The organism is Streptomyces sp. NPDC037301 (assembly GCF_055602785.1).
The window spans coordinates 16,728-38,660 of record NZ_JBVJWD010000009.1 but is presented as its reverse complement, the minus strand read 5'-3'; the positions used below and the strand labels follow the sequence as shown (position 1 = coordinate 38,660).

General features: G+C 71.2%; 18 protein-coding genes and 1 pseudogene. 5 read left to right on the top strand and 14 right to left on the bottom strand.

The window, feature by feature from the left end:
* Window positions 1-132: 132 nt before the first annotated feature.
* Window positions 133-963: pseudogene (locus ACZ7IB_RS16815) on the top strand (ABC transporter substrate-binding protein); the annotation flags it as partial.
* A 58-nt stretch (window positions 964-1,021) separates the two neighbouring features.
* Here ACZ7IB_RS16815 and ACZ7IB_RS16810 read toward each other — a convergent pair.
* A complete protein-coding gene (locus ACZ7IB_RS16810; RefSeq protein ID WP_470913373.1) occupies window positions 1,022-2,254 on the bottom strand; it encodes a DUF5685 family protein in 1,233 nt (410 codons plus the stop codon).
* A gap of 307 nt (window positions 2,255-2,561) precedes the next feature.
* On the opposite strand from ACZ7IB_RS16810, the gene ACZ7IB_RS16805 reads away from it, so the two are divergent.
* Window positions 2,562-3,005, top strand: a complete 444-nt coding sequence (locus ACZ7IB_RS16805; RefSeq protein ID WP_470913211.1) for a cell division protein SepF — start codon at window positions 2,562-2,564, stop codon at window positions 3,003-3,005.
* Between the two features lie 22 nt (window positions 3,006-3,027).
* On the opposite strand, the gene ACZ7IB_RS16800 is transcribed toward ACZ7IB_RS16805, so the two are convergent.
* Window positions 3,028-4,239 (bottom strand): acyl-CoA dehydrogenase family protein, encoded by a 1,212-nt coding sequence (locus ACZ7IB_RS16800; RefSeq protein WP_470913210.1) that lies wholly within the window; start codon window positions 4,237-4,239, stop codon window positions 3,028-3,030.
* A gap of 73 nt (window positions 4,240-4,312) precedes the next feature.
* Entirely contained in the window at window positions 4,313-6,037 is a 1,725-nt protein-coding gene (locus ACZ7IB_RS16795; protein WP_470913209.1) for an MFS transporter, read from the bottom strand.
* A 543-nt stretch (window positions 6,038-6,580) separates the two neighbouring features.
* Between ACZ7IB_RS16795 and ACZ7IB_RS16790 the strand changes: the two genes are divergently transcribed.
* Window positions 6,581-7,615, top strand: coding sequence for a phosphatase PAP2 family protein (locus ACZ7IB_RS16790; protein WP_470913208.1), 1,035 nt, complete (start codon window positions 6,581-6,583; stop codon window positions 7,613-7,615).
* Window positions 7,616-7,731: 116 nt separating this feature from the next.
* Here the strand turns inward: ACZ7IB_RS16790 and ACZ7IB_RS16785 are convergent, their stop codons facing one another.
* The 4 genes from ACZ7IB_RS16785 to ACZ7IB_RS16770 form a co-directional block, all read right to left on the bottom strand.
* Window positions 7,732-7,947: an I78 family peptidase inhibitor gene (locus tag ACZ7IB_RS16785; RefSeq protein WP_470913207.1), complete on the bottom strand. Its 216-nt coding sequence runs from the start codon at window positions 7,945-7,947 to the stop codon at window positions 7,732-7,734.
* Window positions 7,948-8,360: 413 nt separating this feature from the next.
* Window positions 8,361-9,320, bottom strand: a complete 960-nt coding sequence (locus ACZ7IB_RS16780) for a helix-turn-helix transcriptional regulator (RefSeq protein WP_470913206.1) — start codon at window positions 9,318-9,320, stop codon at window positions 8,361-8,363.
* A 57-nt stretch (window positions 9,321-9,377) separates the two neighbouring features.
* A complete protein-coding gene (locus tag ACZ7IB_RS16775; RefSeq protein WP_470913205.1) occupies window positions 9,378-10,232 on the bottom strand; it encodes a transferase in 855 nt (284 codons plus the stop codon).
* Window positions 10,229-11,512 (bottom strand): glycosyltransferase, encoded by a 1,284-nt coding sequence (locus ACZ7IB_RS16770; RefSeq protein WP_470913204.1) that lies wholly within the window; start codon window positions 11,510-11,512, stop codon window positions 10,229-10,231. The genes ACZ7IB_RS16775 and ACZ7IB_RS16770 overlap by 4 nt, the downstream gene beginning before the upstream one ends.
* Window positions 11,513-11,869: 357 nt before the next feature.
* Here ACZ7IB_RS16770 and ACZ7IB_RS16765 point away from each other — a divergent pair, with 357 nt between their 5' ends.
* Together ACZ7IB_RS16765 and ACZ7IB_RS16760 are read left to right on the top strand one after the other, a co-directional pair.
* Window positions 11,870-12,670 (top strand): hypothetical protein, encoded by an 801-nt coding sequence (locus ACZ7IB_RS16765; RefSeq protein ID WP_470913372.1) that lies wholly within the window; start codon window positions 11,870-11,872, stop codon window positions 12,668-12,670.
* A gap of 137 nt (window positions 12,671-12,807) precedes the next feature.
* Window positions 12,808-13,173 carry a hypothetical protein gene (locus tag ACZ7IB_RS16760; RefSeq protein WP_470913203.1) on the top strand — a complete coding sequence of 122 codons (366 nt, stop codon included), beginning with the start codon at window positions 12,808-12,810 and terminating at the stop codon, window positions 13,171-13,173.
* Window positions 13,174-13,241: 68 nt separating this feature from the next.
* Here ACZ7IB_RS16760 and der read toward each other — a convergent pair whose 3' ends face one another.
* The 7 genes from der to ACZ7IB_RS16725 all read right to left on the bottom strand — a co-directional run bounded on the left by der (window position 13,242) and on the right by ACZ7IB_RS16725 (window position 21,852).
* On the bottom strand, window positions 13,242-14,711 hold the full coding sequence (gene der / locus ACZ7IB_RS16755; protein WP_470913202.1) for a ribosome biogenesis GTPase Der: 1,470 nt from the start codon (window positions 14,709-14,711) through the stop codon (window positions 13,242-13,244).
* Window positions 14,712-14,778: 67 nt separating this feature from the next.
* Complete coding sequence (locus ACZ7IB_RS16750; RefSeq protein ID WP_470913201.1) at window positions 14,779-15,480, bottom strand: lysophospholipid acyltransferase family protein; 702 nt, start codon at window positions 15,478-15,480, stop codon at window positions 14,779-14,781.
* Window positions 15,477-16,193, bottom strand: coding sequence for a (d)CMP kinase (cmk, locus tag ACZ7IB_RS16745; RefSeq protein WP_404119212.1), 717 nt, complete (start codon window positions 16,191-16,193; stop codon window positions 15,477-15,479). The genes ACZ7IB_RS16750 and cmk overlap by 4 nt, the downstream gene beginning before the upstream one ends.
* A 124-nt stretch (window positions 16,194-16,317) precedes the next feature.
* Window positions 16,318-17,403, bottom strand: coding sequence for a prephenate dehydrogenase (locus tag ACZ7IB_RS16740; RefSeq protein ID WP_470913200.1), 1,086 nt, complete (start codon window positions 17,401-17,403; stop codon window positions 16,318-16,320).
* Window positions 17,400-17,762 (bottom strand): chorismate mutase, encoded by a 363-nt coding sequence (gene aroH / locus ACZ7IB_RS16735; RefSeq protein ID WP_093893778.1) that lies wholly within the window; start codon window positions 17,760-17,762, stop codon window positions 17,400-17,402. Before aroH ends, ACZ7IB_RS16740 begins: the two co-directional genes overlap by 4 nt.
* 252 nt (window positions 17,763-18,014) lie before the next feature.
* Complete coding sequence (locus tag ACZ7IB_RS16730) at window positions 18,015-18,446, bottom strand: YidB family protein (RefSeq protein WP_470913199.1); 432 nt, start codon at window positions 18,444-18,446, stop codon at window positions 18,015-18,017.
* Window positions 18,447-18,531: 85 nt separating this feature from the next.
* A complete protein-coding gene (locus ACZ7IB_RS16725) occupies window positions 18,532-21,852 on the bottom strand; it encodes a hypothetical protein (protein WP_470913198.1) in 3,321 nt (1,106 codons plus the stop codon).
* Between the last annotated feature and the right edge of the window lie 81 nt (window positions 21,853-21,933).

The following is a 21,933-nucleotide window of genomic DNA, read 5'->3' as shown; positions in this document are numbered from 1 at the left end:
CCCAACCCTCCGCGGTAACTCATGGCCCAATTACCCCCCCGCCCCCCTGGGCCTCCTCCATTGCCCTCCCCCCCCCCCCCCCCCTCCTCCCCCTCCCCCCCCCCCTCCCCCCCCCCCCCCCCCCCCGGGACAACGGCCGCCAAGGGAAGGATCCCGACGACGGATGTCGTGTCGTCGGTGCACAAGGACGAGGCCGCGGCGAAGCTGCTGCCCGCCGATGTCCGTGCCTCCGGCACCTTCACCATCGCCTCAAGCATCGGCAATCCGCCCGGTGCCACCTACCTCGAGGACGGCAGGACGGTGACCGGTACGGACATCGACTTCGCGGACGCGGTGGCCAGGAAGCTCGGGCTGAAGCCGAAGCGCGAGGTGGCCTCCTTCGAGGCGATCCTGCCGGCGCTGGGCAGCGGGAAGTACGACGTGGGCACCGGGAATTTCGGGGTGACCGAGGAGCGCCGCAGGACGGTCGACTTCGTCACGTACATCAATGACGGCCAGGGCTTCGCGGTCCGCGACGACAGCAAGCTGAAGAAGGTCACCGATCTCACCCAGCTCTGCGGCCTGACCGTGGGCACCGGCGCGGGCACCACCTTCGAGGTGACGCTGGAGGAGAACAGGCACCTGTGCTCCGATACGGGCAAGAAGCCGTACGAGGTGAAGACCTACAGCGACCAGGGCGCGATCTGGGGCTCGCTCCAGCAGGGCCGCAGCGATGTGGTGATGTCGACCATCAACGGCCTGCGTTACGCGGTGGAGCAGCAGGAGGGTGTGCGCTTCCTCAATGAGTTCAAGCGCCTCGACGTCGGCTTCGCCTTCAAGAAGGGCACCCCGCTGGCGCCCGCCTTCCAGGCCGCGGTGAACGGCCTCAAGGCGGACGGCACCTACGACCGGATCCTGAAGAAGTGGGGCATCAGCGCGTCGGCGATCAAGACCTCGCAGATCTCGCCGCCCGAGATCAAGTGATCCGGCCCGGGCCGGGGCAGCCAAGTCCCGCCCGGCCCGCGAGGCCGGACACCTCGCCTCAGCAGCTGCAGTCGCACCCGCAGTCGCAGCAGTCGCAGGATTCGCAGCAGTCCCCGCAGTTGCTGCAGCAGTCACAGGCATCGCAGCAGTCGCACTGACTGCACAGCCCCTCGCGGCGCTGATGGGTCCACGGGTCGTTGAAGGTGCCGCAGCACATCTGGCAGGTGCAGGCCAGTCCCGCCCACACCAGGCAGCCCGCGATCAGACCGCGCCGGTCGCGCGGGGGCTCGGGCGGGGGCTGCGGCGGGCCGACGGGGCTGCCGGGGCTCGGCGCGTACGGATTGCCGGGCGGCGGCCCGAAGGACCCGGTCTGCCGCACACCTGACGGAGGGGCAGTTCCGTCCAGGGCCGGGACGCCTGCCCGGTGCGAGCATGCCGTGGTGCCGAACGCCCGGTCCACCGACTGCCGCAGTTCGTGCACCAGCAGCACATGGGCCAGCTTGTCGTCGGTGAACTCCGCGTCGCGCAGCGCCAGCCGCACGCCGCGCAGCGCGTCGTCGCAGAGCCGCCGGGCCTCGGCCCGCGTGGTGCCGGTCGCGGTGAGCGGGTTCCAGGCACCCGACGCGGCGTCAGCCTCCTGGTCCTCCACGGCATCCAGCAGATGCGCCAGGCGTCCGAAGAGGCGGCCCGCCTCGGCCAGCGGCTCCGCGTTCTGCGGCTTGCCCGCGAGTATCGCGGTGTGGGCGAAGGCCGCCGCGGTGGCGGTCTCGGTGGGCTCGGTGACCACGAGCAGCGGGGTGCCGGGCCCGGCGAGCAGTTCGATGCCTGCCTGCCGGTCGACGGCGTCGACGAGCAGCGCCGTGTCGAAGCCGAGCTGTGCGCCGGTGCGCGCGCCGGCCCGGTCCCAGCCCGCGGCGACCCGGCGCGCAGCGGCGGCGACCGGGCGGCGCTTCAACAGACCGTCCCTGTCGGCTACGTGGTCCCGCACCTTGGCCGATGCCAGCACCAGGGAGACGGCGGCGGCCAGCCTGGCTCCCTCGCCCCGGGCGACCGGGGCGGTCCGCATGGCGCGCAGCGGGCAGGGCCCCGCGGTACGTCGCCATCCGGTGGCGCGCTCGGACTGAGCCTCCGTCAGAACCGAGACGATCAGGCCGTCATAATTCGTGACGATCCGGGCGAATTGCCCATGGCCGGAACGGAGTGCCAGACAGAGCCCGCAGAGATGGGCCATCCACTCGGCCCTGAGTCCCTCGGACAAGCGGTGGGCACAGGGCCTGACGATTCCGAACACGACGGTCCCCCGAGAGTCGTTCACCTGCGCGCCGCGCTCGTGCGTATGCGCGACGTGCATCGTATCGAGGGCTCCGTTCACCCGTACGTCCCCCATGTCACCCGTACGGACCGGTGGATCATATTTTCTTTCTTTCAGGCCCCTGATGCAGGAGGAACCTTGACGAACCGCCACATCTTCTGCACCAGTACCGTCACGAATCCCCTGCGCGCCGACTATCCACTTGGCGCACGATCCGCATCATGGACGACCATAGGGATACGAAGAGATGCGGAACACCACGGAACCGCGGTGAGAGGAGGCGTCCATGGGATCGGTGCGCAAGGCGAGTGCCTGGCTGGGCCTCGTAGAGGACAACGACGAGCGGTACTACGACGACGACGAGTACGCCGAGGGTGCACAGACCGGGACCGGTCAGGCCTGGGTGACCGACCCCCGGGTGCAGGTGGCCTCCGAGGCGGCCCAGGAGACGGGCCGCCGGATCGCCACCGTCACCCCGGACAGCTTCCGGGACGCGCGAGCGATCGGAGAGCTCTTCCGGGACGGCGTCCCGGTGATCGTCAACCTCACGACCATGGACCCCACCGACGCCAAGCGCGTCGTGGACTTCGCGGCGGGGCTGACCTTCGGACTGCGCGGCTCGATCGAGCGCGTGGCCACCCGGGTCTTCCTGCTGACCCCGGCCGACACCCAGGTGGTCAACGGCGAAGCCGTCGGCCGGCCGGCCGACGGCTTCTTCAACCAGAGCTGAGCAGGGCGCTCGCCGGACCGGTCTACCGGAACGCGTCGAGGCCGGTGAGCGCCTTGCCCAGCACCAGCTGGTGCATCTCCACGGTTCCTTCGTAGGTGAGCACCGACTCCAGATTCGTCGCATGGCGCATCACCGGGTACTCCAGCGAGATCCCGTTGGCGCCGAGGATCGTGCGCGAGGTACGGCAGATCTCGATCGCCTCCCGCACATTGTTGAGCTTTCCGAAACTGACCTGTTCCGGACGGAGCCTGCCCGCGTCCATCCGCCGGCCCAGATGGTGGGCGAGCAGGATGCCCTTGTGCAGTTCCACGGCCATGTCCGCGAACTTGGCCTGGGTGAGCTGGAAGCCACCGATCGGCCTGCCGAACTGCTCCCGGGTCTTCGCATAGTCGAGGGCCGACACGAAGCTGGCGCGCGCCGCGCCCATGGCTCCCCAGACGATGCCGTAGCGGGCATGGCTGAGGCAGCTGAGCGGGCCGCGGAGGCCGGAGACCCCGGGGAGCACGGCATCGGCCGGCAACCGTACCTCGTCGAGGACCAGCTCACTGGTGACCGAGGCGCGCAGGGACCACTTGTGCCTGATCTCGGGCGCCGAGAAGCCCGGGGTGTCGGTCGGCACGACGAATCCGCGGATTCCGGCGCCCACACCGCCCTCGTCGGTCTGCGCCCAGACGACGGCGACCCCGGCGACCGAGCCGTTGGTGATCCACATCTTGCGGCCGGTGAGCACCCAGTCCTCGCCGTCGCGCTTGGCGTACGTCCGCATCCCGGCCGGGTCGGAGCCGTGGTCCGGCTCGGTGAGGCCGAAGCAGCCGATGATCTCGCCGGCCGCCATGCCCGGCAGCCACTGCTGCCGCTGCTCCTCGGAGCCGAAGCGATGGATGGCGTACATGGCGAGCGATCCCTGTACGGAGACGAGGGAGCGGATTCCCGAGTCGGCCGCTTCGAGCTCCAGGCAAGCCAGTCCGTACTGGACGGCGGTGGCGCCCGCGCAGCCGTACCCCTGCAGGGACATGCCGAGGGCACCGAGCGAACCGAGCTCGCGGGCCAGCTCACGGATGCCGGGCAGCTCGCCGTTCTCGTACCACTCGGCGATGTGCGGCAGAACACGGTCGGTGGCCCAGTCGCGGACGGTGTCGCGGATGGCGAGGTCCTCGGCGCTGAGCAGATCGTCGATGCCGATCGGGTCGGCGGGGTCGAAGGGCGGGAGCTTCGAGGACTCAGTGGTGGACATGAGGGTGCCTCCGGCGGCTCGCACGATACTAAAACTAGCAGTGTTAGTTATGGTGTCGTACCGACGTTACGGCTCAGTGTCCCGCCCGTCCAGAGCCGGTCGCCTCGGCGGGTCGGCGCCGGGTGGACAGCGGGCGCGGCCGCTGCGTGCGGCCCGCGGCGGGCGCCTCGTGCGTTCCGTGGAAGTCCGGCGCCTCACTCCGCCCCGGCGACTCACGGACGTCGTCGGCCTCCTGGGGTTCACGGACACCCGGCGACGGGCACTCCATCACCCGCGGCAGCCGCAGCGCGGCGAGCGCTCCGACCAGCAGCAGAGCCGCGCTGACCAGCAGCGTGACATGCAGCCCGATGATGAAGGAGTGGCGGGCCGTGGAGCGCAGCACCTCGCCCAGCGGGCCGCCCAGCCGGTCCGCCACCTGGTATGCCTCGCCCAGCGAGTGGGAGGCGGCCGCACCGTCCCCGGCGGGGACGCCCTCTTCGGGAAGCTTCGCAAGCCCTGGGGCGTAGGCGGCGTTCATGACGCTGCCGAGCAGAGCGATCCCCATGCCCGCGCCCAGTTGGTAGGAGGTCTCGCCGATCGCCGCCGCGCCGCCCGCCCGGTCGGCGGGGGCCTCGCTGAGCATGGATTCGTACGCCCCGAAGAGCGTGGACTGAAGCCCGAAGCCCAGCGCGACGAAGGAAGCGGTCATCAGGCCGGGCCGGTCGTGCTGCCCCATCGCGGTCAGGACCAGCACTGAGGCGGCTGTGAGCACGAAGCCCCAGCCGACCATCCGGCGCGGCCCGATGCGGCGCAGGGTGTACGAGCCGGTGGCCCCCGCGGCCATGGCCGCGAAGGTGAGCGGCAGCAGCCGCAGACCGGTCTGAAGCGGGCTCAGACCCAGGACGAGCTGGAGGTACTGCACGGCTATCAGTTCCAGCCCGACCAGAGCCAGCATGGCGAGGATGATGCAGCCCACCGCGGTCGAGAAGGCGGGCCTGGCGAACATCCCGATGTCGATCAGCGGATGCGTACGGCGCTTCTGACGGCGCACGAAGACTACGAGCAGTACGGCCCCGATCAGCAGCGGGGCCAGTGTGGCCGGGCTCAGCAGCCCCTCACCGGTGCCCGCCCGCTTCACGCCCAGGACCACACCGAGCACTCCGGCCGCGGCCATCAGCGCGCCCAGCACATCCCACGGGCCGTCATTGCTGCCGCGTGACTCGGGGAGCAGCAGGCGGCCGACCGGCAGGATCAGCGCCATCAGCGGGATGTTGATCAGAAAGACCGAGCCCCACCAGAAGTGCTCGACGAGGAAGCCGCCGATGACGGGTCCGGTGGCGGCGCCGACGGCGGCGACGGCGGTCCAGACGCCGATCGCCATGGCCCGTTCGCGCCGGTCGGGGAAGACCTGCCGGAGGATCGACAGCGTCGCCGGCATGATCATCGCGCCGCCGACGCCGAGCAGGGCACGCGCCACTATCAGTACGCCGGGGCTGTCGGCCATCGCGGCGATCGCGGAGGCGACGCCGAAGAGGGCATAGCCGAGCAGCAGAATGCGGCGCCGGCCGACGCGGTCGCCGAGGGTGCCGAAGAGGATCAGCAACGAGGCGCAGACCAGCGGATAGGCGTCCACGATCCAGAGCAGACCGACGGCACTGGGCCGCAGGTCCTCGGTGACCGCGGGGACGGCGACATGGAGCACGGTCGAATCGAGCGCGACGAGCAGCAGACTGAGGCAGAGGACGACGAGGACGACCCATCGATTGGCACCGTCGGCGGCTGAGCGCAGCCGGATTCGGGCTGTGGTCGTCCCGGACATGCATGTACCTCCCAAAAGGTCCCTCGCGCTCGGCAGGCCAGCCGGGGATGCAGCGGTTCACTGTCCCTCGGGGCCCGGCATCGACGGGCGAGTGATCCGTCAGCGTACGCGAGTTCGGAGCACTCACACGTGGTCCACCTCATACCCCGATGGGCCGCGGAGTGTGGCGTACGCCACGCCGGGCCGCCGCCCGGACCCGCGCGAACCCGCGCGGACGGCTTTCGCGCCCGGCACAGAAGGTACTCGGCGTGACTCCCGGAGCACATGCCGGGCCCACGCCGAAAGCGTTCGGTAACCGGACGAACACTGCCCGTTCCGCCCCATCGAGAGGCCGGAGAAATTCATACCGGCACCCTCGCGCTTTCCCGTCCGCACCCAAACACCCTTCCGAAATGAGTGTGAAATCAATAGTGCGGAGACCCACCGATATGCTTCTTCGGGTCGGGAATTAAGGCCCGGCTGAGACATAGTCCACATCACATCGTCATCACAAAGAGACCGGATCGACCTGTTCACGCGCTAACTCGCTGTAACGTCGATTGGGTGCGTACCGACATCTTTGCCCGCCTGGACCGGGAGCCGGAGCCGCCGAAGATAGAGCCACCGCGGATGAGCCGTCACCGCATCGCTCTCTTCTGCGGGACGTTGGCGTTCTATCTCGCCATCGTCGTTGCCGTGCTGGTCTCTTCCTGGCTGGTGACTCTGGACTGGAAGGTCATGCTCTTCCGGCCGTATCAACAGTGGCCGGAAATCCATGCCTTCCTCGACTACTACATCGTGCTCGGCCAGCGCGGCCCCACCGCCACCATGGTCGCCTGCTGGCTCGGCTGGCGCTCCTGGCGGCAGCACACGCTGCGGCCCCTGCTGACGCTCGCCGCCGCACTGCTGCTGCTCAATATGACGGTCGGCGCGGTCAAGATCGGCCTGGGGCGGCTCGGTCCGCACTACGCGACCCAGATCGGCTCCGCGGAGCTCTTCGCCGGCGGCGATATATTTCCGTCGGGCCACACCGCCAACGCGGTCGTCACCTGGGGGATCCTCGCCTATCTGGCGACCACCCCGCGGGCCAGGCGCTACCTGTCGGCCACGTCGGCGATCGTCTCGCTCGGCGTCGGACTCACCACCGTCTACCTCGGCACGCACTGGCTCAGCGATGTGCTGCTGGGCTGGGTGGCGGGACTGCTGATCCTGCTGGGCCTGCCCTGGGTCGAGCCGCTGATCACCCGGGCCGAGGCCTGGATCTTCGCCCAGCGCGAGAACCTGCGGGGACGCGGCCGTCCCGTACCTTCCGTGCCCGTCGCGGCCGGAGGACCCCGGACCGTACTGCTCCCGCAACCGGACGGCGGCGACGGCGTGACGGAGAGCCCGGTGCTGGAGCCGGTCGCCGCGGGAGGACACACGGCGACCGCAACGGGCACGGTCACGGGCGCCCGCTCGCGTGCACACCCGGCGCCCCCGGCGCATCTGGTGCGCTCGGAGCGGACCCCGGTCACCCCGGCCGGCAGCCGCCGCCCGCCGCACGCGGACCGTACGCCACGCGGCGGCACCACCCCCGCCCGCCCGATGACCGGCGGCTGAACACCCCAGGAGCAGCGGGGCCGGTACGCACAGCCGCTCCCCCGCACGGTGAAGGCCCCGACTTCGGTCGGGGCCTTCACTCATGCCTGGGCCCGGAGCCCAGGGCGCAGGAATCCTCAGCCCACCCAGCAGCGGGTGACGACGGCATCGGCAACCTCGAAGTTGATCCGTCCGCTCCGGAACTCCATGGTGATGATCGCGCCCGGCGGCAGGGATCTGACGGTGCTCCAGCCATGCCTGCGGGCCCGCTGCTCGGCCGCGTCGGCAGAGAGGCCGACGTACGCATCGGGTGTGTCGTCCGGCTGGACGGGAGGAGTCGGTATGGGTGCCATGCCTCTCACCGTAGGCGGCTGCGGACCACGACGGAAGCCGGGGCGCCGACCACCGCACGGCATCCACACGTCCCTCGGCGGTCACGCTTGTGTCACAGGATCACGACACGCGTGCCGCTCGAATCACGCCACCCGAGCATGCGGCCCGCTACCGGACACACAGTAATCACACAGGCCGGAAAACAATCAGACGGAAGGACCGAAAACAAAGCGGAATATTCCGTGTCGAACAGCTGGAATTTCGGGTTGAATAGCCTGCGCAAATGAGCATGCCACCGGGAATTCACGCTTCCTTATGGCAGCCTTATCTTTTGGTCACAAAATCCGTACCACGGGCCGGGGACAGCCGCGCACCGCCGCCCGTATAGCGGACAACCCGAACCGTCCCTGTATGGCTACGCCGGAGGAAGCGCTCAGTCCAGGGCCCGGGACAGCCGGTCCCTGGCCGCCCTGATCGCGTCATTGAGCTCCGGCGGTTCGACGACCTCGAAGTCGATCCCCAGCAGCATGACGTGGATGACCAGCACATCGAGGCTCGCCGCCCCGGCGCGCAGCAGGCAGCTGTCGGCTCCTTCCGCCTCCAGCACCCCTGAGGACGGCGAGATCCGTTCGGCCGCGCGCTCGATCCCCGCCCTCAGCCGGATCACCGCGTGCGTCGCGTACACGGTGGTCGAGATTCCCTTTGCGACATAGGCGGCCAGATCCTCGGCCGGTGCGTCGCGGGGGACGAATCTCGGGCCGTGCGGCGGCGTGGGCGTGATCCGGTCCGCGCGGAACGTGCGCCAGTCCGCGCGGTCCAGGTCCCAGGCGACGAGATACCAGCGGCGCTCGGTGCACACCAGCCGGTGCGGTTCGACGGTCCGGCGCGATACGGAGCCGGAGTGGTCCCGGTACTCGAAGCGCAGCCGCTCGCTGTCCCGGCAGGCTCCGGCCAGTTCGGTGAGGACACCCGGATCGGCGGTGGACGCGCCGGGTCCGCGGAGCAGCGGCACGGTGAAGGTGTTCAGCGCGTTCACCCGCCGCCGGAGCCGGTTCGGCAGCACTTGTTCGAGCTTGGCCAGGGCGCGTACAGAGGTCTCGCCGATGCCCTCGACGCCATTGCCCGCCGCAGTGCGCAGCCCGACGGCGACGGCGACGGCCTCCTCGTCGTCGAGGAGCAGCGGCGGCAGCTGGGCACCGGCGCCGAGCTGGTATCCGCCGCCGGTACCGGGGCTGGCATTGACCGGGTAGCCCAGTTCGCGCAGCTTGTCGACGTCACGGCGGACGGTCCTCGGGGTGACCCCGAGCCGTTCGGCGAGATCGGCGCCCGACCAGTCCCGGTGCGCCTGGAGCAGAGAGAGCAGGCGCAGCAGTCGTGCCGAGGTCTCCAACATGGGGCGAGTCTGCCAGGGGTTGCGGACAGCCTGCGTCCGCAACCGGCTGCCGACGGTCTACCGGGCCTGCGCCGGATCCGGTACGAGCCGTACGCAGAGATCGTTGTCGGCCGAGTAGCAGGGGATGGCGCGGACGCCCTCCCCTGCGCTGCGGCCCGGGTAGACGAAGCTGTTCTTGCGGTCCCAGACGTCATCGAGGATGCGCGAGATCCGTACGCCGTCGGCCGGCTCCCCGGCGCCCGTCCCAGGGAGCAGCCAGAGCGTCCACAGCTGCTGCTCGGTGACCGGCCCGGTGCCCAGCCGGTCGAGCGGAAGTGTGAAGGAGAACGTGCCTTCCTTCCCGGCCACCGGCACCCGGCAGACCCGGTCGGGGGCGCCGGCCAGTCGCGCCTCGACGCGGGCGTCGTCCCCGAGGCGGGTCCCGTACAGCGTGCCCTCGATGGTCATCCCGCCCCCGTCGAAGGTGACCGGCCCGGCCTCGGCGTGCGGCGAGCGGACCCAGCAGCGCACGGCGAGCCGGCCGTCGACGGTCGGGTACGGGATACGGACCGCGATCCGCCCGGTCTCCGGTGTGCGGTCCATGAGGAACCGCACATCCCTGATTCCGGGCTCGACGGCCACCGCTCCGTCGTCGTCCGCGCCCGGCTCACGCACATAGACGTCCCAGCGGCCTTCGGCGGGCGCCACGGTGCCCGGCAGCACCGCTCGCAGCCGTCCACCGCCGAGCGGGCTCAGGGGCAGCCGTACGGTGTCGCCGTCGCCGCCCGTGCCTTTGGCCCCGCGCAGCCGCAGAAGCAGTTCGGGCGTCTCCCCGGCCTCGCGGCGACGGAGGTCGAGGTCGAAGGTGATCCCGCCGTCGGGGCCTGCCGTGCAGTCGGCTCGTGGCGTCTGTCGCTCTGCGGAGACGGTCATGCGGGCTTCCCCTTGCGGATGACATCGGCGGCCTTGTAGCGCAGGGCGTACGCCCCGTCCAGCACGGTGCCGCGGGCTCGGTGCATTGTGGTGCGCAGAGCGCCGTGCGAGCGGTCGCGCGGGGCTCGGGAGGCGAGTTCGGTGAAGAGCCGCTCATGGCGTTCGGCGATCCGTGACGGGTCGAACCGCTGCGACGCGGCCAGCGCGGCGCGGCCGGCGCGGCGCCGCGCTTCGTCGTCGCCGATCAGACCGAGCAGGGCGTCCGCCACCGCCGCCGTGTCACCGACCGGCACCAGCCGTCCGTCGGTGCCGTCCTCGATGATCTCGCGGGGGCCGTGCGGGCAGTCGGTGGCCACGACCGGCAGGCCGCAGCGCATCGCCTCGACGATGGTCATGCCGAAGGACTCGCGGTCCGAAGTGACGGCGGCGATCGCCCCCTTGGGCCACTCGGCCTCCAGCGGGTTGACCGGACCCATCAGGAACACATGGTTGTGCAGGCCGAGCTCACCGATGAGCGCGAGCAGCGTCTGGCGTTCGTTCCCGGTCGCGTCGCCGCCGCCGTAGATGCGCAGCCGCCAGTCCGGACGGACGGCGACCACGTCGGCGAACGCCCTGACGAGCAGGTCGTACCGCTTGACCTTGTGCAGCCGGCCCGCGGCGATCACCCACTTGCTGTCGCCGTCGGCGGGCGCGATCCCCGGCTCGGGCACGCTGTTGGGAATGGCCTCGATCCGTACGCCGGGCAGCTTGAGCCCGGTCCGGTAGGCGCGGGCGTCGACCTCGGTGACTGTGGTGACCGCATCGAGCAGGGCATAGCGATGCCCGATCTCGCGGCGCAGCCGGTAGCTGTGGCTGTCGAGGGTGAGGTGCTCCTGCCCGATCCGGACCGGACCGCGCCGGGCCTGCCTGCTGATCTGCACATTGAGCCCCGGCCTGGTTCCGACCACGACATCCGCGTCCAGGGAACGCAGATGGTCCGCCACCCGCGCGTCGGTCAGCCTGCTGTACTGGCGGTACCTGCTGTCGCCACGCGGGAACACGGTCGCGGGACGGGCGTGTTCGACCGCGTCGCCGTCGTATGACGGGCTTTTCTTCCGCAGGTCGACGAGATGGCTCATGCGCACGCCTTCGGGGGCGCCCAGTGCGGGGATGTCGCGGTGCCGGAAGACCGACACGATCTCGATGTCGTGGTGCCCGGCCAGCGCCCCGGCGAGATTGAACGTCGTACGGATCGTGCCCCCGACTCCGTAGGCGTTGTGGAGCAGGAAAGAAATGTGCATGAAACGCCATATCTCCTGGTTCGGCTGGTAGACGGGGGACGGCACTTGCCATGACGGCGCAGACCGGCCGGCGGTTCACTCCGAACACCGGCCAATTTCAGCCATCCTCATACTCACCTGTTTTCCTGATTTATCGATGCATCGGCAGACTGCTCCATGGCCGAGTCGACCACATCGCCGTACGACCAATCAGGAGAAACAGGTCGTAATTGGCCCCTCGAATCCCGAGATTCTCCCTCTGCATCGGATGGTTCGATTACGTTCCCTTTCTCGCGTGACCCCGGCCGCAGATCGCCCGTTGTCTTCTGCATGAGCCGGGAACCGCCCGGCGCACGCACCGAGTTCGAGGAGCCACCCGTGCCGCGCATGCTCGACGTCAGCGAGGACGTACGCGCCGAGATCGGCGACGCCGAAGCCGACCGGCTGCTCGTCGGCGACAACACCCCAGGCAGCTACGACTGCACCTCCTGCCGCACCCCTGGCGACTCCGAACAGGAACGCACCAGCACGGTGCTCTTCGTCGGTGACGAAACCGCTGTCCTCGCCTTCGCCCACGCGACCTGCATCCCCTCGCAGGTCGTCCAGGTCGCCGAGGAGCAGCTGCAGGGCGCCGTACGCAGCATCACCGGCAGCGACGCGGAGCACCCTGAGAACTTTGAGTACCCGGAGGGCCTCAGCCCCGAACAGGCCGTCCTCGGGATCACCAGCGGCCTCGTCCTGATCGACGACGAGCTCCACCCGGCCCTCGTCGTCGAGCCGACCGGCGCCATCGCCCGCCCGGGCACGGACGGCAGCCGGGGCGACGAATTCCTCCAGCTGCTGCTGGAGCAGGGTTTCCACCCGGTCCACCGGATGGACCAAATGCCCGCGGTGCTGCACGGCTGGTCGATCCTGCTCGCCATGGGCCAGCTGCACGCCGTGCTCCAGCCCGGCACCGGCGGTGGCGCCCCGGTCGCCTGGTGGCAGGCGCATGCGCCGCTCCAGGTCACCGAGGGCTGGCGGACCGCGGCCAACAAGTCGCAGACCGTGCTCGTCTTCGCCGCCCCGGCGGGGGCGATCGGCCAGCAGCCCCGCGAGGACCTGCTGCGCGACGCTCTGGACAGGGCCGCCGCCGGCGGGCTCCTGGTCGCCGCGGCAATGCCGCTGGCCGGGACCTGATCATGGCCATCGGCTCTTCGCACCCGCGGCGAACAGCTATTTCTCCGCCGGGCCCGCATCCGACGGACAGTGGGGTCGTTGGCACATACGTGCACTCATACGACCCCTCCCATCAGCGCCCGAGCCCGATCCCTGCCATGCGTCCCTCGCAGGAGCCATCGGGCGGTCAGTCCCACACCCCGATCTACGACGCGCTGTACTCCGAGTACCGCCGGTCGTTCCGGGCGCTGCCGGGTGATCGTAGCGGCGAGGAGCATCTCGGCTTCATGGCCTTCGGCGCCGGGCTCTTCGGCAGCCGCGTCCCGCTCAGCAGCCACTCCGGTTTCTCCGGCCTCACCACCGGGCTCTCCAGCGGCCTCTCCGTACCCAACGGGGCCACCGGCCACGGCAGCGGCCCGAGCACGCACACCGGCAGCCTCGGCTCCTGGCAGCGGGTGGGCCGGCACTCCGGGCGGGCCCAGCCTGCGGCGCTGCCCCCGGGATCGGGATCGCGAGAGGCCTGACCGTACGACGGAGCCCCGGACCGTTTCATATGTGAAACGGTCCGGGGCTCCGTCACGGGCCTTGTGTACTACTTGTTGCGGCCGCGCTTCTCGCGGACCCGCACCGAGATGTGGATCGGGGTGCCCTCGAAGCCGAACTCCTCGCGCAGCCGGCGCTCGACGAAGCGCCGGTAGCCGTGCTCCAGGAAGCCCGAGGAGAACAGCACGAAGCGCGGTGGCTTGGTGCCCGCCTGGGTACCGAAGAGGATGCGGGGCTGCTTGCCGCCGCGGACGGGGTGCGGGTGGGAGGCGACGATCTCACCGAGGAAGGCGTTCAGCCGGCCCGTGGGGACGCGGGTCTCCCAGCCGGCGAGAGCGGTCTCGATCGCCGGAACCAGCTTCTCCATGTGCCTGCCGGTGACGGCGGAGACGTTGACCCGCGGGGCCCACGCGATCTGCGCGAGCTCCGTCTCGATCTCGCGCTCCAGGTAGTAGCGGCGCTCCTCGTCGAGGGTGTCCCACTTGTTGTACGCGATCACCAGGGCGCGCCCAGCCTCCACCGCCATGGTGATGATGCGCTGGTCCTGGACGCTGATGGACTCGCTGGCGTCGATCAGGACGACGGCGACCTCGGCCTTCTCCACGGCGGCGGCGGTGCGCAGCGAGGCGTAGTAGTCCGCGCCCTCCTGGAGGTGGACGCGGCGGCGGATACCGGCCGTGTCGATGAACTTCCAGGTGATGCCGCCGAGCTCGATCAGCTCGTCGACCGGGTCACGGGTGGTGCCCGCCAGCTCGTTGACGACGACGCGGTCCTCCTTCGCCACCTTGTTCAGCAGCGAGGACTTGCCGACGTTGGGGCGGCCGATGAGGGCGATCCGGCGCGGTCCGCCGATCGCGGTGCCGAAGCGCTGTGCGGGGGCCTCGGGAAGTGCTTCGAGTACGGCGTCGAGCAGGTCGCCGGTGCCGCGACCGTGCAGCGAGGAGACCGGGTGCGGCTCGCCGAGGCCCAGCGACCAGAGCGCGGTGGCGTCCGCCTCGCCGCTCTGTCCGTCGACCTTGTTGGCGCACAGCACGACGGGCTTGCCGGCCCGGCGCAGCAGCTTGACGACGGCTTCGTCGGTGTCGGTCGCACCGACGGTCGAGTCGACCACGAAGACGACCGCGTCGGCGGCCTCGATCGCGTACTCGGCCTGGGCGGCGACGGAGGCGTCGATGCCCAGCACGTCCTGCTCCCAGCCGCCGGTGTCGACGACCTTGAAGCGGCGGCCCGCCCACTCGGCCTCGTAGGTGACTCGGTCGCGGGTGACGCCGGGCTTGTCCTCGACGACCGCCTCACGACGGCCGATGATCCGGTTCACCAGCGTCGACTTGCCGACATTGGGGCGGCCGACGACGGCGAGCACGGGAAGCGGTCCGTGACCGGCCTCGCCGATCGCGCCCTCGACCTCTTCGGCGTCGAAGCCCTCCTCCGCGGCGAGCTCCATGAACTCCGCGTACTCGGCGTCGCCAAGCGCTCCGTGCTCGTGGTCCGAGCCGTCGGAGTGAATCTGGTCGTTCATGAAGTCCGTTCCTCTTTGCATCATCATCGATGGGCCACGACCACGCGGCCCACTACTCAAGTCTTACCTAGCGCCCGGTGAAACGCCTGGCCTCGTCCAGATGGGCGGTCAGCCGCCCCTGGATCCGTACCGTCGCCTCGTCCAGCGCCTTCCGGGTCCGCAGGCCACTTCCGCCCGCCCGTCGCCCGCCACCACCCTTGTCCGAGCCGCGCGCCCCTTCTTGCGCGTCGAAGGCATCGCCGAAGACGACATCGACCCCGCTGCGCAACGGCGGCAGTGCCGATATCAACCGTCCGCGGCGCTCGGTGCTTCCCAGTACGGCCACGGGCACGATCGGCGCCCCGCTGCGTACCGCGAAGTATGCGAGCCCGGCACGCAGGGAGGCGAAGTCGCCCTCGCCCCTGGTGCCCTCGGGGAAGATCCCGAGCACCCCGCCGTTCTCCAGCACGCCGAGGGCGTGGGTGATGGCGGTGCGGTCGGCGGTCGTGCGGTCCACCTTCAGCTGACCGATTCCGCGCAGGAACGGGTCGAGCGGGCCGACGAACGCCTCTTTCTTGATCAGGAAGTGGACGGGCCGGGGCGCGGTGCCCATCAGCATCGGACCGTCGATGTTGTGGGAGTGGTTCACCGCGAGTATGACGGGTCCGGAGGCGGGAACCCGCCACGCACCGAGGACGCGGGGCTTCCACAGCCCGTACATCAGCCCGATGCCGATCCCGCGCCCGACCGCTGCGCCACGCAGCGTGGGCGAGCCCGTGGCTTGGGTCACTTCGCGGCCCGCTTCTCCTCGACGAGGGTGACGACGCACTCGATGACCTGCGGGAGGGTCAGCTCGGTGGTGTCCACCTCGACGGCGTCGTCCGCCTTCGCCAGCGGGGAGGTCTTGCGGCCGGAGTCGGCCGCGTCCCGCTTGATCAGCGCCTCCTTGGTGGCGGCGAGATCGGAGCCCTTGACCTCTCCGCTGCGGCGGGCGGCGCGTGCCTCCGGCGATGCGGTGAGGAAGATCTTCAGGTCGGCGTCGGGCAGCACCGTGGTGCCGATGTCGCGGCCCTCGACCACTATGCCGCCCTCGGCGGCGGCGGCGATGGAACGCTGCAGCTCGGTGATCCGCGCACGCACCTCGGGGACCGCGCTGACCGCGCTGACCCGGGAGGTGACCTCCTGCGTACGGATCGGCCCCGAGGCGTCCTCGCCGTCGACGGTGATCGTCGGGGCAGCCGGGTCCGTGCCGGAGACGATGACCGGCTTGGCGGCGGCGGTCGCCACCTCCATCGCGTCCTGCACGTCGATACCGTTGTTCAGCATCCACCAGGTGATCGCCCGGTACTGGGCGCCGGTGTCCAGGTAGCTCAGGCCGAGCTGGGCGGCGACGGCCTTGGACGTGCTCGACTTGCCGGTGCCGGAGGGCCCGTCGATGGCGACGATCACTGCGGCCGGGGCCGTCCGGGCGGCGGCGCTTGCGGTTTCCACGGTGGTGGACACCTTCCTGGTACACGGGGTGGGCGGGACGGGGGCGCGTGAACCCGCCCCGCACAAGGTTACCGAGTGTCGGAGCGGTCCTCTGCACCCCTGTGGACAACCGCCTCCCGGGCCCGCCACCCCGGGCCTACTGGCGCAGCGACCAGCCACGGTCGCGCAGTGCCGCGCTCAGTTCGGGGGCCGCGCTCGGCTCGACCATCAGCTGGACCAGGCCCGCCTGCTGCCCGGTGGCGTGCTCGATGCGGACGTCCTCGACGTTGACCCCGGCCCGGCCGGCGTCGGCGAAGATCCCGGCCAGTTCGCCCGGCCGGTCGCTGATGAGCACGGACACGATCTCGTAGGAGGCGGGGGCCGTCCCGTGCTTGCCGGGCACCCGGATCCGGCCCGCGTTGCCGCGGCGCAGCACGTCCTCGATGCCTTCGGTGCCTTCGCGGCGCTTGTCGTCGTCACCGGACTGCAGAGCGCGCAGCGCCCGTACCGTCTCGTCCAGATCGGCGGCGACCCCGGCCAGCACGTCGGCGACCGGGCCGGGGTTGGCGGAGAGGATCTCCACCCACATCCGGGGGTCGGAGGCGGCGATCCGGGTGACATCCCTGATGCCCTGACCGCAGAGGCGTACGGCGGTCTCGTCGGCCTCCTCCAGGCGGGCGGCGACCATCGACGAGATCAGCTGCGGGGTGTGGGAGACCAGGGCGACGGCCCGGTCGTGCGCGTCGGCGTCCATGACGACCGGTACGGCGCGGCAGAGCGCGACCAGTTCCAGAGCGAGGTTGAGGACCTCGGTGTCGGTGTCACGTGTCGGGGTGAGGACCCAGGGGCGGCCCTCGAAGAGGTCCGCGGTGGCGGCGAGGGGGCCCGATCGCTCCTTGCCGGCCATGGGGTGCGTACCGATGTACGGCGTGAGATCGACGCCGCGGGCCTCCAGCTCGCGGCGCGGGCCGCCCTTGACGCTGGCGACGTCGAGGTAGCCGCGGGCCACGCCGTCCCGCATGGCGGTGGCCAGCACCGAGGCCACATGGGCGGGCGGCACGGCGATGATCGCCAGGTCGACGCGGCCCTCGGGCGCCTCGCCCGTACCGGCGCCGAGCGCGGCCGCGGTGCGGGCCGATTCGGGGTCGTGGTCGACGAGGTGGACATGAATGCCGCGCCCGGCCAGGGCGAGGGCTGCGGAAGTGCCGACGAGGCCCGTTCCGATGACGAGGGCGGTTCTCACTGGGCGATGTCCTTGCGGAGGGCGGCGGTGGCGCCGAGGTACACGTGCGCGATCTCGGACTTGGGAAGGTACGTCTCGACGTGCGCGAGGATGCGCACCACACGGGGCATGGCCCCCACGATGTCCAGTTCCTGGGCGCAGATCAGCGGTACGTCGACGATACCGATCCCGCGTGCCGCGGCGGCCGGGAAGTCGCTGTGCAGATCGGGGGTGGCCGTGAACCAGATGCTGATCAGGTCGTCCGCGACGAGGTTGTTGCGCTCCAGGACGGCGGTGAGCAGGGCGCTGACCCGCTCGTCCATGTGTCCGGCCTCGTCCTGATCCAGCTGGACGGCTCCACGGACCGCTCGTACCGCCACGTCGTGCTCCTCGCTCTTTCGTACGTGTCGCGCCTGCTGTCCGCCTGCGTGATCTTTCTGCACGATCAGCCTAGAGGGGCGGCGCGGCGGGCGGCCGGGGTGCTCTCCCAGTGAGACGGGGCGGTGACGCGCACGTGGCGGAGCGCGTCGGCCGGAGGGCTCCGCCCGGTGGCGAAGGCCTCCGGCCGCGCGGGGTGTTCCGGAGGAACACTTCCTTCTGCCCGGTGAACGGCCCTTGCGGCCGCCCCGGTCTCAGAGCTGCTGTTCCCGGACCAGGTCCTCGATCGAGCGGCCCTCGGGGACCTCTCCCGACGGGGTCAGTCTGTCGACCGCCGTCGGCAGCGACCGGGCGATCTCGTCGGCCGCCTGTTTTGTGGAGACCCCGGTCTCCTGGGCGACCTTCTGCAGAGTCTCGTCCGGCAGCGCCTCGGCGATCTGGGCGCCGCTGACCGCCTGGTTCTCACCGGTGCCGACCCAGGACTGCGCCTGGTCGACGAGGCCGGACTCGGTGAGCATCCCGATCAGACCTTCGAGCGCGTTGCCACCGCCGCCCGTACCGCTTTGGCCGTTGCCCAGTGCGCCCAGCAGCGCGCCGAGGATGTTCCCGGCTCCGCCGGAGGCGCCGCCCTGGCCGCCGCCGCCCAGCAAACTGCCCAGCAGGCTGCCGAGGTCGTTTCCCGCCATGGTTCCGCCTTTCCGGAGGGGATGATTTATCGACAATGTCGATCAGAACCCGGGCTTCTGCCACTTGAGCGGGGCAGGTCCGCCGTCACACAGCGGTCGCCGGACCGGCCCGGCGGACATCGGCCAGAAGCGCCGCCTCCGCGACATCCGGATGCTCGCTGTCCCGCAGCGCGGCCAGCTGGTCCGGCCAGGGATCCGCCCACCGGGTGTTACCGCCCGCCCGGACCACCAGCTCCACCGCGGCCAGCCCCGCAACGGCCGACCCCCGCGCCCGCAGTGCGGCCACCACCGTGCCGATCGCCGCGATCGGCAGCACCGGCCCCGGCCCCCGCCACTCGTACCGGATGACGTCGAGCGGGCCCGGCCGCTCCCCCGCGAGGGACAGCCACCGGTCCCACCGCTCGACCATCCCCTCGTCCGAATCCGTCAGCGACGACAGGGCCGCCGACAGCGCCACCCCGGACGCCGTATGGACAAGCCCCGCCTCCCGGAGCGCCTCGGTAACGGCATCCAGAGCGGCGACCGGGCGCGGCCCGTACCCCCGCTTCAGCGAGTCGAGGACCAGCAGCGCGTCCCGCCGTTCCCCCTCGTCCACGGAACGGACCTGACTCACCACCGCATCGAGCGCGCCCTTCAGCACCGACCGCCCCTCCTCGGTGGCCGCCCACTCGCACAGCAGGCGCGCCGCCTCTTCGCGGACCCCGTGCGGACGGCAGCTGTCGGTCACCGCGGCGGCGACGACTCCTCCGACAGGAGCGGTGACCTGCGTCCCGAGGAGCGCGTGGGCGGCGGCCGTCGCGGACGCCCTCTCCCCCGTCGCCACCGTGTGCGCGAGGAACCGGCGCAGGGCGTCGGCGGCCGACGGCCGGTCGGGCCGCGCCGCCATCACCCGTTCACGTACCGCCGCATGGTGCAGTTGCGCCGTGAACCGCTCCGCGACAGCGGCGACGTCCATGCGGGTCACGAGCACCCCGACCATCGTGGCGTGGACGTCACGATGCTGACCGGGTGCGTCCCATCCGGCCAGCACGGCCGCGAAAGCCGTCGGCGAGGACAGCGCGGACAGCCCGCGCACGGCCGCTTTCCGGCTGCCGACGGACCCGGTGACGTCCATGACGACCCGGCTGAACCGCGCAACGGCCTCGACGTCCGGCACCGTGTCGAGCATGGCCCGCACACCGGTCATCGCGGCCCGCCCCCGTACCCCGCCGGTCCCGGCGTGTCCGAGCAGGAAGTCCAGGGTCTCGGGATGGGCCGGCACTCCGCCGCTGTCGGCGGCGCGCTCCCCCAGCGCGGTGAGGGCAGCCGCGGCAACGGGCTGCGGTGCCGTCCCGGCCAGCAGGCGCAGGCTGCCAGTCTCCCCCAGCAGGGCAGTGGCGTCGGTCCGTTCCAGCAGCGGCACCTCGTCGTCGGCGGCGATACGCGACAGCTGCGCATCGAGTGCGGCGCGCTGACGCGGCAGCCAGCGCCCGAGGACGCTCCGCCGCATCCGCGGCGCCCAGTGCGGCGGCAGTCCGGAGCCCAGGACTGTGTCGAGCAGATCGGTACGGCGACGGGCGATCGTGCGCCAGACGACCGGCACGACGACCGACAGGGGGTTGGCGGCCAGAAGTTCGGCGCAACGTTGCTCCCGGGTGGCCGGATCGGCCAGCCACAGTTCGGCCGCCGGCCGGGCCTGACCTCCGCCCGACAGGCCCAGTGCCGCCGCCCGGCCGATCGCCTCGTCCAGGGCGGGGATGTGCGGGAGGTGACGTACGAACAGGGCGCCGAACAGCACGAGTCGTCCCGCTGACCACGGGCTGCCGAGCTCCCACACTCCGACGGCCGCTTCCCTGCCGAGCGGCAACGGCCGGACGGTTCCGGAGCCGCGCGGGTCGGCAAGGACCTGGATCAACAGCCCGACGACCGCGGCGGCCCGGTCCAGGTCCCCGTGGCGGGCGGCGCTCAGCGCCGTGCGCCGCAGCCAGTACTCGGCGGCCACGAGGGAGGCGCGGGTCGAGTCGCGGGACTGCACCGTGGTCATCGCGGCGTCCCGCAGGACCCCGTACGGTGCCGCGTCCAGCAAGGAATCCGGGACGGTGCCGGCCGCGGCCAGGGTCGCTCGGCGCACCTCCTCCTGGTCGTGCCAGGCCCGTTCGCAGGAGGTGAGGACGCGTGCGTATTCCTCCGGATCGCCGTGCCGTGCGGCGCATTCCAGCAACGCGGGCCAGGCGGCAGCCCGTTCGAACGGGCGGTGCGCGGAGGCGAGTTCCCGCAGGCGCGGCTCGCCCTCGGGCAGCGGGAGCAGTGCCGCGATGAGGCTGCGAGGGTGTGTCCGGCGCCCGGCCCGTCCGTTCAGCCAGCGTGTGGCGATCTCTGCCCGGTCGGCAGGGGCGAGGGAGGCGACGCCGCCGAGTTCGCCCCGCCAGTCGGTGAGCCCGTCGGCCGACCGTGATTCGACCACTCGCCGCCGTCGGGCCGGTGGCAACAGGGTGAGCAGCGGCTCCGGCGCCACGTGCGTCCGGAAGGGGCTCAGCTCCCTTGGGGATTCGACGCGCAGGACACCGGTGAGCAGGGCGATGTCCTCCTGCGGGCAGGCCGCGAGGGCGCTCAGCACCCGCCGCGGCAAGGGTTCCGGAGCCAGGGGCAGGCGTTCGGTGCCGGTACGTCGCAGCGAGGCCAGTACGGCGGCGGGGTCGCGCAGCAGCGTGGCCGTCGCTGTGCCGGTGACCAGATGAGGGGCCCTGTCGAGCAGCAGCATCCCGGCTGCCGGATCGCGGGCGCTGAGGCGGGTCACAAGGTACCGGCTGCGTCCGCGCAGGCCCCTGGGTTCGGACCGGTCGGCGCTCCCCGCGGGCAACCGGTCGGCGAGATGGGCGGCGAGGGCGGCCGGTGCGGTCCGGGCAAGGGCGTGCAGGACGCCGAGCGGCACCTGGACCAGCCGTGGCAGCCACTGTTCGGCCGCGTCGGGCGTACAGGCGGGTAGCAGCCGGGCCGTGTCCTCGTCGCCGTGCCGTTCGTGGACCTGCGGGAGCAGTCGGTCGGCGAGCGCGGTCCGGCGGGACAGCCGGAGGATCCGGTATGTGTGATGGCGTACGCATCTCAGATCACCCAACGCCAGTGCCGTCAGGGCCTGTTCGTCGATCGGAAGTCTGATCGCGGCGGCCAGGGCGCGCGGTCTGAGCAGCGGATCACCGAGTGCCCGGGAGACGGCGTCGAGGTCGCGGCGGACGACGGCCAGGAACAGCGCCAGCCGGCGTTCATCGGGGTTCCCGGCGTCCAGGGCCGTGTACGCGGCGCGGTAGGCGGTGTCGTCCAGGGAGCGGGTGTGTTCGGCGATGGCCCGCATACGGGCCGGGTAAGGCAGGTGTTCGAACCTGGTGTACAGAGCGGTTACTTCTTCTCTGGGGTGCGGAGGTGTCGTCATCGCGCTCACCGGAGGGTGGCGCGGCGAGCCTTTCCGATCATCGTCATGGCGGTGATCGTGGCACCGGGGATCTTCCGGTGC

Excerpts from the sequence above, each read along its gene's own strand:
- ACZ7IB_RS16780 (WP_470913206.1), bottom strand. The coding sequence starts at position 9,320 with ATGTTGGAGACCTCGGCACGACTGCTGCGCCTGCTCTCTCTGCTCCAG.
- ACZ7IB_RS16800 (WP_470913210.1), bottom strand. The coding sequence starts at position 4,239 with ATGTCCACCACTGAGTCCTCGAAGCTCCCGCCCTTCGACCCCGCCGAC.
- ACZ7IB_RS16775 (WP_470913205.1), bottom strand. The coding sequence starts at position 10,232 with ATGACCGTCTCCGCAGAGCGACAGACGCCACGAGCCGACTGCACGGCA.
- ACZ7IB_RS16760 (WP_470913203.1), top strand. The coding sequence starts at position 12,808 with ATGCGTCCCTCGCAGGAGCCATCGGGCGGTCAGTCCCACACCCCGATC.
- ACZ7IB_RS16770 (WP_470913204.1), bottom strand. The coding sequence starts at position 11,512 with ATGCACATTTCTTTCCTGCTCCACAACGCCTACGGAGTCGGGGGCACG.
- ACZ7IB_RS16785 (WP_470913207.1), bottom strand. The coding sequence starts at position 7,947 with ATGGCACCCATACCGACTCCTCCCGTCCAGCCGGACGACACACCCGAT.
- ACZ7IB_RS16730 (WP_470913199.1), bottom strand. The coding sequence starts at position 18,446 with ATGGCGGGAAACGACCTCGGCAGCCTGCTGGGCAGTTTGCTGGGCGGC.
- ACZ7IB_RS16725 (WP_470913198.1), bottom strand. The coding sequence starts at position 21,852 with ATGACGACACCTCCGCACCCCAGAGAAGAAGTAACCGCTCTGTACACC.
- ACZ7IB_RS16795 (WP_470913209.1), bottom strand. The coding sequence starts at position 6,037 with ATGTCCGGGACGACCACAGCCCGAATCCGGCTGCGCTCAGCCGCCGAC.
- ACZ7IB_RS16805 (WP_470913211.1), top strand. The coding sequence starts at position 2,562 with ATGGGATCGGTGCGCAAGGCGAGTGCCTGGCTGGGCCTCGTAGAGGAC.
- der (WP_470913202.1), bottom strand. The coding sequence starts at position 14,711 with ATGAACGACCAGATTCACTCCGACGGCTCGGACCACGAGCACGGAGCG.